The sequence below is a fragment of the Bacillus sp. ISL-47 genome (assembly GCF_018613175.1).
Classification (GTDB): domain Bacteria; phylum Bacillota; class Bacilli; order Bacillales; family Cytobacillaceae; genus Cytobacillus.
Genome location: NZ_JAGGQS010000088.1, coordinates 1 through 11,669 on the forward strand (window position 1 = coordinate 1; position 11,669 = coordinate 11,669).

At 41.6% G+C, this 11,669-nt stretch carries 13 protein-coding genes; 9 read left to right on the forward strand and 4 right to left on the reverse strand.

The window, feature by feature from the left end:
* Positions 1-95: 95 nt before the first annotated feature.
* The 3 genes from J7I93_RS24300 to J7I93_RS24310 form a co-directional block, all read right to left on the reverse strand.
* Positions 96-305, reverse strand: coding sequence for a methionine aminopeptidase (locus J7I93_RS24300; protein ID WP_214729399.1), 210 nt, complete (start codon positions 303-305; stop codon positions 96-98).
* 242 nt (positions 306-547) lie between these two features.
* Positions 548-772: a hypothetical protein gene (locus J7I93_RS24305; protein ID WP_214729401.1), complete on the reverse strand. Its 225-nt coding sequence runs from the start codon at positions 770-772 to the stop codon at positions 548-550.
* A gap of 90 nt (positions 773-862) precedes the next feature.
* Positions 863-1,765 (reverse strand): LysR family transcriptional regulator, encoded by a 903-nt coding sequence (locus J7I93_RS24310; RefSeq protein ID WP_214729403.1) that lies wholly within the window; start codon positions 1,763-1,765, stop codon positions 863-865.
* A gap of 195 nt (positions 1,766-1,960) precedes the next feature.
* Here J7I93_RS24310 and J7I93_RS24315 point away from each other — a divergent pair, with 195 nt between their 5' ends.
* The 3 genes from J7I93_RS24315 (at position 1,961) to J7I93_RS24325 (ending at position 6,802) form a co-directional block, all read left to right on the forward strand.
* Positions 1,961-3,769, forward strand: a complete 1,809-nt coding sequence (locus tag J7I93_RS24315; protein ID WP_214729405.1) for an assimilatory sulfite reductase (NADPH) flavoprotein subunit — start codon at positions 1,961-1,963, stop codon at positions 3,767-3,769.
* Positions 3,770-3,794: 25 nt separating this feature from the next.
* Complete coding sequence (cysI, locus tag J7I93_RS24320) at positions 3,795-5,513, forward strand: assimilatory sulfite reductase (NADPH) hemoprotein subunit (RefSeq protein ID WP_214729407.1); 1,719 nt, start codon at positions 3,795-3,797, stop codon at positions 5,511-5,513.
* A 293-nt stretch (positions 5,514-5,806) separates the two neighbouring features.
* Positions 5,807-6,802 carry a nuclease-related domain-containing protein gene (locus J7I93_RS24325; protein ID WP_214729409.1) on the forward strand — a complete coding sequence of 332 codons (996 nt, stop codon included), beginning with the start codon at positions 5,807-5,809 and terminating at the stop codon, positions 6,800-6,802.
* 117 nt (positions 6,803-6,919) lie between these two features.
* On the opposite strand, the gene J7I93_RS24330 is transcribed toward J7I93_RS24325, so the two are convergent.
* Positions 6,920-7,243 (reverse strand): M14 family metallopeptidase, encoded by a 324-nt coding sequence (locus J7I93_RS24330; protein WP_214729411.1) that lies wholly within the window; start codon positions 7,241-7,243, stop codon positions 6,920-6,922.
* 138 nt (positions 7,244-7,381) lie between these two features.
* Here J7I93_RS24330 and J7I93_RS24335 point away from each other — a divergent pair, with 138 nt between their 5' ends.
* The 6 genes from J7I93_RS24335 (at position 7,382) to J7I93_RS24360 (ending at position 11,518) form a co-directional block, all read left to right on the forward strand.
* Entirely contained in the window at positions 7,382-8,542 is a 1,161-nt protein-coding gene (locus J7I93_RS24335; RefSeq protein ID WP_214729413.1) for a pyridoxal-phosphate-dependent aminotransferase family protein, read from the forward strand.
* Positions 8,543-8,555: 13 nt separating this feature from the next.
* The gene (locus J7I93_RS24340) at positions 8,556-9,032 is read left to right on the forward strand and encodes a GyrI-like domain-containing protein (RefSeq protein ID WP_214729415.1); all 477 of its coding nucleotides are present in this window, start codon (positions 8,556-8,558) and stop codon (positions 9,030-9,032) included.
* Between the two features lie 167 nt (positions 9,033-9,199).
* Positions 9,200-9,712 (forward strand): DinB family protein, encoded by a 513-nt coding sequence (locus J7I93_RS24345; protein WP_214729417.1) that lies wholly within the window; start codon positions 9,200-9,202, stop codon positions 9,710-9,712.
* Between the two features lie 37 nt (positions 9,713-9,749).
* On the forward strand, positions 9,750-10,223 hold the full coding sequence (locus J7I93_RS24350) for a GNAT family N-acetyltransferase (protein WP_214729419.1): 474 nt from the start codon (positions 9,750-9,752) through the stop codon (positions 10,221-10,223).
* Positions 10,220-10,966 (forward strand): class I SAM-dependent methyltransferase, encoded by a 747-nt coding sequence (locus J7I93_RS24355; protein ID WP_214729421.1) that lies wholly within the window; start codon positions 10,220-10,222, stop codon positions 10,964-10,966. The genes J7I93_RS24350 and J7I93_RS24355 overlap by 4 nt, the downstream gene beginning before the upstream one ends.
* Before the next feature lie 81 nt (positions 10,967-11,047).
* Complete coding sequence (locus J7I93_RS24360; protein WP_214729423.1) at positions 11,048-11,518, forward strand: NUDIX domain-containing protein; 471 nt, start codon at positions 11,048-11,050, stop codon at positions 11,516-11,518.
* The last annotated feature ends 151 nt before the right edge of the window (positions 11,519-11,669 follow it).

Consider the following 11,669-nt stretch of genomic DNA (forward strand, 5'->3'; position numbering starts at 1 on the left):
CAACATTTGACGTTGAGCCTTTATTTTTTGGTGTTGATTTCCGCATCCATTCTGCAGAAGCCCTAAATAAACAGTAAGCACAACAAAGCCTTAATCTAAGAAAGACTATTCCATTCGGAATAAAGTCCTGTTCCGTTACAGCCAGGGCAATCAAATTGGTTTGCGTGATAAGCGAACTCATTGCCTGGATATAGAGAAAAGCCTCTGCCATAACAGTCCGGGCACTTATTTTCTTCTTTCATGCGGTTGACATGATTTTGATATCTCATCTCACGCCATTCATTAAAGGCATTCAATAATCCCATCTTTTTCACCTCAGCCATTTTTTCCTTATTTTGAATAAAATGGGCAGATTTTATACATTTCGTTACAATATGTATATGAAAAAGAGGGGACAAGTGTGAAAAAGTGCTCATCCATTTTGTTTTGAATGGTGTTTAGATAAAGAAACGCTTGGATGGTCTCCAAGCGATTTAAATTACTGCAGTTCTTTATATACGGTGAAAATTTCTTTTATTGCATCATTATATTTTATTTCTATATTTGTTTAATCAAAGAACCATTTATCATTGGATTCTACGTAAAAAGTGATTCCATCCCGTTCTTGCTTTTCGCAGCAAATGGTGGGGTCTTCCAATGAGAATGCGAGACTATAGCCTTTGTTTTTTTCACCAAAACCAGCATATTGCGGGTAAAGCCGGATAGAAAATGGTTTTGCTGACTGAAATTCATTTTCAAACCATTTAAATGCTTTGTCATCGATTGAGATCATAACAGGTGCACCATCCTTTCTTGTTTTTAGTGTAAGTGAAGGATGAGGAAGCTGTCTGTGCTTGATGTCACAAAGCAGCAAGCAAAGGCGTTATTTTTTCTGGATTTTGTCCGGCCACTTTTTGCTGAGTGCTTCTACAAAAATGCTAACATTCTTTTTCTCCTGCATGATCGGGGAAAGAACATATGAAAGAGTTCGTTTAAATTCCTGGTTTTTAATTTTGATAATGGAAAGGTTTTTTTGGTAAACATCTCTTTTAACTACACTGCCTGACAGGATGCTGATACCCATTCCATTAATAAGTGTTTCTTTAATCCCCTGGTTGCTGCTGATAGTAAGAAGGGATTTTACTTTTAATCCGTTTGAACGGATAAAATGGTTAAAGTATTCGCGTGTGCCAGAGCCAGTTTCCCTCATAATCCATGCCTCGTTTTGAAGATCTGTAATGGCTGCTTCCTTTTTATGGACCAAAGGATGCTCATTTGAAGAAACAATGAATAATTCATCTTGCATAAAAGGGATAACTGCAAGCTCCTTTTCATTCGTCTGTCCTTCAATTAACCCAATATCAACGTAATGGGACCGGGTTGACTGGATTATTTCCTCCGTATTTCCAATTGTTACTTGGAGTTCAAGCTCAGGGTAGTTTTTCTGTAAATCAAGCAGCAAAGGAGGCAAAATATATTCTCCTATTGTAAAACTGGCTCCAATTTTCAGTTCGCCTTTAATGGTGTTTTGCTGCTCTAAAATATCCTGCCGCGTCTGCTCATAAATGGTAATCATCTGCTTGGCCCGGTCATATAATATTTCACCGCTTGGGGTAATTTTAAGAAATTTAGGTGAACGGTGGAACAGCTTGGTCTGGAACTCTTTCTCAAGGTTTTTAATATGCAGGCTGACGCTCGGCTGTGACATAAGAAGAAGCTCAGCCGTTTTGGTAAAGTTTTTTACTTCCGCCAGGGTTACGAAGGTTTTTAAGGCATCATAATACAAAAAATCACCGCTTTGTCATTAGTTTTATTAATAAGTGTGATAATTAATATTTATTTTACTAATGTTAAATCATTCGGTAAAGTAATAGATATATATTTTTTAAGTTTAAAGCCGACTTTTTTGATAGGAAAAGAGGAATTTTAAAGAAAAACAATAAAAATCAGCCATATTAGCTGGTTTGTGAGGTGGATTACATTGCAACTTCAGGTAATAAACAGTCCGTTTAATCAGGAGCAGACAGAGCTCCTTAATCGCTTGCTGCCGACTTTGACAGAAACTCAATCTTTATGGCTGAGCGGCTATCTTGCAGCAGTACAGTCATCATCAGCACAGGCTGCACCGGCAGTAGAGGAATTGCATGCCGTGGCTTCCGGTTCGGCAATCTCCAAAGAAGTGACCATTTTATTTGGATCTCAAACAGGGAATGCGCAAAGCCTTGCAAAAAAGGCTGGTAAAACACTGGAAGGTCATGGCTTTAAAGTAACTGTATCCTCCATGAGTGATTTTAAGCCAAATAACTTAAAAAAAGTAAAGAACCTTTTGATTGTAGCTAGTACCCATGGGGAAGGAGATCCTCCAGATAATGCATTAACTTTCCATGAGTTTATCCATGGCAGACGAGCGCCGAAGCTAGAGGACTTGCGTTTCTCTGTATTGGCGCTTGGGGATAGCTCTTATGAGTTCTTTTGCCAGACAGGGAAAGATTTTGATAAGCGTCTGGAGGAGCTTGGCGGGACACGGATTGCTCCCCGCAAAGATTGTGATCTTGATTTTGATGAACCAGCTGCGGAGTGGGTGGAAGCTGTACTTGCCGAACTAAGTGAAGGGCAAAGCAGCGTAAATTCATCAGGAACTGCACCTGCTGCCCAAGCTCCGGCCGCCGAATCTGTATATTCCAGGTCTAATCCGTTCAGGGCCGAAGTGCTGGAAAGTATAAATCTTAACGGACGTGGATCCAATAAAGAAACCCGTCACCTTGAATTGTCGCTTGAAGGCTCCGGATTAACGTATCAGCCTGGGGACAGCTTAGGTGTTTTTCCGGAAAACGACCCGGAATTGGTTGATTTGCTTTTAAAAGAAATGAATTGGGATCCTGAGGAAGCGGTGAAGGTAAAGGATGAGGTTGTAACATTGAAGGAAGCGCTGCACTCTCATTTTGAGATTACAGTTCTGACAAAGCCGCTTGTGGAAAAGGCAGCAAAGCTTTCAGGCAATGAAGATTTACAGCATCTTGTTTCACAGAGTGATCAATTAAAAGCCTATCTTGATGGCAGGGATTTATTGGACCTAATACGTGATTTTAAACCGTGGAATGGATCGGCGCAGGATTTTGTCTCTATTTTACGAAGAATGCCTGCACGCCTTTATTCCATTTCAAGCAGCCTTGAGGCAAACCCGGAAGAAGTGCATTTGACAATTGGGGCAGTACGTTATGACGCTCATGGACGCGAAAGAAAAGGTGTCTGCTCGATTTTATGTGCCGAGCGACTGCAGCCAGGGGATTCTTTGCCTGTATTTATTCAGCACAATGAGAATTTTAAACTGCCGGAAAATCCTGAGACCCCAATTATCATGGTTGGACCTGGCACTGGAGTTGCACCGTTCCGCTCGTTTATGCAGGAGCGTGAAGAAACAGGTGCAGAAGGAAAATCATGGATGTTCTTTGGTGATCAGCATTACGTAACAGATTTCCTTTATCAGACAGAATGGCAAAAGTGGCTTAAGGATGGGGTACTGACGAAGATGGATGTTGCTTTTTCCCGCGATGGCGAAGAAAAAGTTTATGTGCAGCACCGTATGCAGGAGAACAGCAAGGAATTATTCCAATGGCTGGAAGAAGGGGCAGCTGTCTATATCTGCGGAGATGAGAAGCACATGGCGCATGATGTCCATAGTACTCTCATTGACATTATTGCAAAAGAAGGAAATATGAACCGTGATCAGGCTGCAGCTTATCTTGCTGAATTGCAGCAGAATAAACGCTATCAGCGCGACGTATATTGATTTGGAATGAAAGGAGTTTTTCAGCATGGTGAACCCTAAATTAAAAGCACCGGATGGCCCTCCGAGTGACGTTGAGGGCATTAAGGATCGAAGCAATTATTTGCGCGGAACATTGGCAGAAGTGATGCAGGACCGGATTAGTGCCGGAATTCCGGACGACGATAACCGCTTAATGAAGCACCACGGCAGTTACCTGCAGGATGACCGTGATTTAAGAAATGAACGTCAAAAGCAAAAGCTGGAACCGGCATACCAGTTCATGCTGCGTCTGCGTTTGCCAGGAGGAGTAGCAACACCGGACCAATGGCTTGTGGTGGATGAATTGGCTGATAAATATGGAAATGGAACTTTAAAGCTGACAACGCGCCAAACCTTCCAAATGCATGGAATATTAAAATGGAATATGAAAAAGACCATTCAGGAAATCCATGCTACAATGCTGGATACTATTGCTGCGTGCGGGGATGTCAACCGAAACGTTATGTGTATCTCAAATCCTGATATTTCGGAAATACATTCGGAAGTCTATGAATTAGCGAAAATGCTAAGTGATGATTTGCTGCCTCGTACGAGGGCCTATCATGAAATCTGGCTGGACGAAGAAAAAGTTGCCGGTTCGCCTGAGGTGGAAGAAGTTGAGCCGATGTACGGCGCGCTCTATTTGCCTCGTAAGTTCAAGATCGGAATTGCGGTGCCTCCTTCCAATGATATTGATGTATTTTCACAGGATCTTGGATTCATTTCTATCGTGGAAAATGGCAGGTTAGCAGGTTTTAACGTTGCGATCGGAGGCGGCATGGGCTTCTCTCATGGCGATAAAGAAACCTATCCGCAGCTTTCCAAAGTTATCGGTTTTGTTACACCGGATAAGATTTATGATGTCGCGGAAAAGGTTATTACCATTCAGCGGGATTATGGAAACCGCTCTGTCCGGAAAAATGCTCGCTTTAAGTATACGGTGGATCGACTAGGTTTAGAGACAGTTAAAGAAGAGTTAGAGAATCGCTTGGGATGGAGCTTGGATGAAGCGCGTCCGTTTCAGTTTGATTCCAATGGAGACCGCTATGGCTGGGTGAAAGGTGTCCGCGGAAAATGGCATTTTACCATGTTCATAGAAGGCGGCCGGGTTGCCGACTTTGATGGATATAGGCTCAAAACGGCTTTACGGGAAATAGCAAAGGTTCATAAAGGTGACTTCCGATTAACTGCGAATCAGAATTTGATCATCGGTAATGTTGCTACAGGAGATAAGAAGAAAATTGAAGCGCTCATTGAACAGTATGGCCTGACAGACGGCAGCCAGTATAGTGCGCTGCGCCGCGGATCGATGGCATGTGTGGCATTGCCGACTTGCGGACTGGCAATGGCTGAAGCGGAACGTTATCTTCCAGTTTTGATTGATAAAATTGAAGAAATCGTAGGCGAAGCAGGCTTGCGAAATGAAGAAATCACCATACGGATGACCGGCTGCCCGAACGGCTGTGCCCGCCACGCACTGGGCGAAATCGGCTTCATCGGAAAAGCAGTTGGAAAGTACAATATGTATCTGGGTGCAGCCTTTGACGGCAGCCGATTGAGCAAAATGTACCGGGAAAACATAGGGGAAGAAGATATATTGAACGAGCTGCGCGTTATCCTGCCGCGCTATGCTCGAGAACGCCAGGACGGCGAGCATTTCGGCGACTTCGTGGTTCGTGCTGGGATTATTGAAGCGACAACTGATGGCACTAACTTTCATAATTGAGATTGAGAGAAGACGGGGATCGCGGGGTCCCTGTCTTTTTTTATTCAAATTCTGCCGGTGTATTACTGTTTATATGGTCAATTTATTTATGTGCAGAGAAAAAATTTTATACGCAGAGAAATGTTAGCTATACGCAGACAAAATTTTTTATACGCAGAGAAATTATTTTATATGCAGACAAATGATTCTTTCTCATAAAATTCAATTAATATTTAGTAAAATGAATGCTTTTATTAGAGGAATCCAGATAAAAATGTCGAATTCACTCAAAAAATACATATTGGAGTGGTGTTATGATTATTAAAGAGCGTAAAATTCCCCTTTTTGTGTTAAAGTTGGAAGCACTTCTTCGTAGATTGCCCCCTGGTCATTCTAAAATCCCGCTAATTAAGGAAGAACTCAGTAAAAGGAATGCAGGTTTTAAAGGTGAGTCCTCTATCGACTTTCCTTTGGATTTTATAGGTGGTAAGAATTATTATATTTTTCATGATATTCGCTTACCCGTTCAATCAAGATTTTTTCAAATAGATACACTTGTGCTAAATACCAAGTTTGCATTAATTTTGGAAGTGAAGAATATTTCTGGAGTTCTTCAGTTCGATACTGTATACAATCAGCTCATACGAATTAAAAGCGGTGAGGAGCAAGTATTTCCCTGTCCGTTAATACAAGTCAAAAGGCAGGCAAATCAGTTGAAAAACTGGTTATCTGAAAACAAACTTCCTTTTGATTTCCCTGTCTTCTCCCTTGTTGTAATTAGTAACCCTCGTACTGGCATTAAGGTTATTCCACCTCATATTAACCTCAGCCAAAAAGTCGTTCACCGTGACACCCTTCCAGTTAAAATAAATCAATTTGAAAAAGATACAACAAATGAAATTCCTGATAAACTCCTCAAAAAAATAATCCGTTTAGTTTTGAAACAAAACATTGAAGGAGATTTATCCATTTTGACAAGGTTTCATATACATGAATCCGAATTGCTGAAGGGTGTGTTATGTCCAAAATGCGGCCACTTGCCTATAACCAAAGTAAAGCGCACCTGGCAATGTGCTTCATGTAATAACAAAAATAAGAATGCACACATAGCAGCTTTAACAGATTATAGACTTTTTATGGGCCCTACTATAACAAATCAGCAACTGAGGGAATTTCTAAATATCGAATCATCACTTTCAGCCACCAGATTACTAAAATCACTAAACCTCCCCCACACCGGAGCAAATAAAAATAGGACCTATACTCTAGTTTTTCCAAATGAAAATACCTCCCAAAAAGGGAGGCACTAAGATTAGTAGCTATAATGCTGTTCCGGAAGGTTGTCATAGACAGCAGGGTCAGCGTTTGAATAGATACGTCCGCAATTGCATTGGCGGTGACATCCATTGCGTTGAAGGCCTGCTTAATCAGGTAGCCGTTCGATTTTTGGCCAAGTACGATGGTTCATAGGAGTGGTCAGCCATTCCGCGCATTTCGAATAGCATGACAGCAATGTCGTATTGGAGTGCCATGGCATTGGAAGCTACTGCAGGGTTTGTTGTCGGTTCATCAAATTTTAGAATAAATGACCAGCCTGCGGCGTGAACGTCCTCATAGAGTAAGGCTGCGAGTTTCTTAGAATTAAGAAAAACTTCTGGATCCACATTCGGGCTTTGAGGAGTAAGAATGGCTCCCGAGGTTAACTTCCCGTAGTAGTCTTCCTGCGTGCCCTGGTGATGGAGGTCAATCATATAATCAATATTGTATTTTTATATAGATAAAATAGCAGTTAATAATCCGAGAACCTCAAAAGTAAAAGAGGTTTTTCAATAAAAATGTCGAAACATTTAGATAGTTATAAAGCTACTATCAGAAAAGGGGGATGAATCATGCGGAATGAAGAGATGCTGCTTATTCCTGGGCCGACACCGGTTGTGGATTCGATTTATGATGCGATGGCACAGGAAACAAGGGGACATACCGATCCGAGGTTTGCGGCTATTTATAAAAGTGCGATTGAGAAGACAAGAGAGATGCTGAAGACGGATGGCGAGGTTTTTGTGATTTCTGGGTCCGGGACGATTGCAATGGAGATGGCTCTTGTCAATACGGTTGCAGCAGGGGAAAAGCTTTTAATCATCAGCCAGGGATTTTTCGGAGATCGCTTTATTAATCTAGCAAAAGCATTCGGAATTGAGGCAGACGTGATTCAATCCCAATGGGGCAAGCAGGTGGACCCTGTATTAGTGGAGGAGAAGCTTGCAAGTCAATCTTACAAAGCAGTGACAATCACTCATGCGGATACGTCGACTGGTGTCGCGGCTGATTTGGATGTGCTTGTTCCTATCATTAAGAAGCATGGCGCCCTTGTTATTTTGGATGGAGTCTGTGCGACTGCCGCGATGGAAGAGGATATGAGCAAGACTTATGGAGACGGAAAAATCGATGTCGTATTAACAGGTTCACAGAAAGCGATCGGTGTTCCGCCAGGTTTAGCCATCGTTGCATTTAATCTAACTGCACTGGCTGCACGGGAACAAATCGAAAGAGTTCCGGCCTATTATTGTGATATTTACAACTGGATTCCGATTATGCATGACCCACAGAAATATTTTGCTACTCCGCCTGTCAACCTTATTTATGGTTATGATGAAGGAATGAGATTGGTTTTGGAGGAAGGAATGGTGAATCGCTACAAGCGGCATGATGCATACGGAAAAGCGGTTCGTGCAGCGCTTGCCGTGTATGGTATGAAGGCGATTGCTGATGAAAATGCAGCAGCAGCCACTCTTAGCTGCATTCTTTATCCTGAAGGAATGAACGATGCAGAATTCCGGGCGGCCTTGGCTAAAAAAGGTGTGATCGTTGCCGGAGCACTGGCGCATCTAGCAGGAAAAGCATTCCGCATCGGCCATATGGGGAACACAACGGAAGAAATGCTTGAAAAAGCAATTGTGCGGATCGGTGAAACGGTATCAGAACTTGGGTATGATGCTGACATTGAAAAAGCAGTACAGCAGTTTCGAGAACTTGCGCTGCCGGTCGCTTAAATAGGAGGCATAAATGTCTGAACACACTTTGGTCCATGCGGAAATTAAAGAGCTGGGAGAAATGAAACTGATAGGACTTCGGGTGCTTTGCCCGGGGGATCATTATATAAAGGAAATTCCAAAAGCTATCACATTATTAAATGAACGAAGCGGTGAGATTAAGCACGTATTGAATCCTCACCAGCTAGTAGGTGCCTTTTTTGTGGAGGAAAGGTCACAGGTTGAAGACGGCTATTGGATTTGTGTTGAGGTGAAGGAGATAGAAGAAGTCCCATCCGGGATGACCTCACTGGAAATCCCTTCGCAAAAATATGCAGTTATAAGGCATAACGGATCAAACCATGAAATTGGGAATTCTTACAGCAAATTGCACGGATGGATAGAAGAAAAAGGATACTGCAGGCTTAAAGGCACATGGCATTTAGAGATTCATCATAAATGGAATAATCTTAATGATCTTGACATAGAGCTCCTGGACACAATTAAATAAAATAATTCTAGGCTGCTGCAGGCAGTCTAATACAACAAAAAGCTGCTTTCATTTACAAAGCAGCTTTTTCAAGTCACTTAAATTATACCATTATTATACAATTAATATCAGTCTTTTTCTATTTTTCTATATTGGTAACCTTATAGGGAAGGATAGGAGGCGGAATTATGATTGATTATCGAATAAGATCTACTGAAGGTTTTGATGAAAAAATGGGGGAACTTGTATCAATGCTGGAACATGCGAGGGCAGTGACCTTACAGGATATTGCATGCTTGACTAAGTCTGAACTGGATTATCTTCCTGAAGAAACCAGCAACTCGATAGGTTCACTATTAATGCATATGGCTTTCATTGAATACGTCCATCAAGTCATCACGTTTGAAAATAGAGATCTGAACGAGGCGGAGCTCCTGAGGTGGGATGCAGCTATGGAACTTGGTGAGAAAGCAAGAGCAAGGATTAAGAATGAACCTCTTGGATACTACATAAATGAACTGGCCAGCATCAGAAAGAAAACTTTAATACTGCTTAAAACAAAGCAAGACAGCTGGCTATTTGAAGAAGGAAAATGGCCAAATGGAGTTCCTTTCAACAACTATTGGTTTTGGTATCACGTTATGGAGGATGGGATCAGCCACCGCGGGCAAATCAGGGTGATTAAACGGCAGCTGGCTTAGGAAAAAGGGTGAGCAGTACAGTTAAGGGGGCCCTCTAATGAATATTCAATTAAAACCTGTCACAAGAGACAACTGGGAAGAAGCAATTAATTTAAAGGTGAAGGAATCGCAGCGTCATTTCGTTCCTTCGGCAGCGGTATCGCTGGCAAAAGTGTATATCAAACCAGATGGGGACAAAGTCGAGTATATTCCATTTTCTATCTATGATCATGATCGAATGGTTGGTTTTATTATGCACGCTTACGAAGCGGGTACAGTTAATATGTATTGGATAAACGGATTCTTTATAGATGAAAAATTCCAGCTGAACGGTTATGGCCGGGCAGCGTTAACCGAAATGATCACCTGGATAATAAATCAATTTCCAATATGCGAGGAAATCCGGTTAACGGTCCATAAAGATAATCATCATGCACGAGATCTTTATAAAAGCTTTGGTTTTCTCCCAACTGGAGAGGTTTGGGGAGAAGAAGAAGTGTTACATTTTACGGTAAAAGGGGTTATTAGATGAATACTGAATCACTTAGGGTGAACAAACGAAGCTGGGAGGAGGCTGCGGAACGGTTTTATGGGCGTAATCCTTTGCCGGAATACGGCCCGCTTGCGCCAACTGAAAATGAGCTGAAATTGTTTGGTGATGTTCGTCAGTTAAAAATGTTGGAGATAGGCTGTGGAAGCGGGCATTCCCTGAAATATTTGGATCAGCGAGGTGCCGGGGAACTTTGGGGACTGGATTTGTCTACAACCCAAATTTCAGCCGCCAAGGCACTCTTGGAAAACACGGCTTCACCTGTAAAGTTATTTGAATCGCCTATGGAAAAAAACCCCGGAATACCTGCCGATTATTTCGATATTATTTTTTCCATATATGCCATAGGGTGGACGACTGATCTGGATAAGACGATAAAAAATATCCATCAGTATCTGAAAAAAGGGGGGGTGTTTATTTTCAGCTGGGAGCACCCCATGTATAACCGGGTTAATGCTAAAGATGGTGTGCTGCTGATGGATAAATCCTATCATGATGAAGGGTCCTACCTGCATGAAGCTTGGAGCCAGCCTGCCATCATGCAGCAATATAAACTAAGTACATATATCAATTTATTGATCGAAAACGGTTTTAAAATTGAAAAGGTAGTGGAGGATATCCGACTGTCAGAGAAGGATTTACGAATGCATGAGAACAGATGGTACTCATATGAAAAAGCAAAGGCTCTGCCAGCAGCTTTTATAATAAAAAGCCGAAGGTCATAGATTTATCTATCTTATCTAGATGTTGATCTTATCACATCGTTTCAGGTTACTATATTTATTTTAAAAGGTGGATGAACGGTAGTGGCATATCCTATTAGAGTTAGAGCTGGTGCGGTAATTATAAAAAATAATAGAATTCTCTTAATCGAATTTGATGATGAAAAAGGTGTTCATTATAATTTGCCGGCTGGAGGGGTAGAACCAAATGAATCCTTACTTGATGCTGTAAAAAGAGAAGCGAAGGAAGAGGCATCTATTGATGTGGAAGTTGGCCCGTTAGCGTTTGTGTATGAGTATGCTCCTCACTTAAATGACAATAAATATGGCGAGATCCATTCACTGGGGCTTATGTTTGAATGTAAGCTAAGAGAAGGCTCAATTCCTATGATGCCTGCCAACCCGGATGTAAATCAAACGGATGTAAAATGGGTACCGTTATCCGATCTGAAAAATATTGTCCTATATCCAAATATAAAAGAACACATTATCCGCTATGCAGAAAATAAAAGAAACCTAGAGTTAATAGAGGAGCATTTATTAGAAGAGTACTAAAGATAATGGAGTTCAAAGAAGAAATTTATTACTTCACACTCCGATCAACCAACCAAAAAATATTTAAAAAGCAGGAAAGTTAACCAAAACAGCCTTTTTGAAAAACACCCTCTATCCCAGAGGGTGTCCATCATGTGCGCCCGGCATGGGT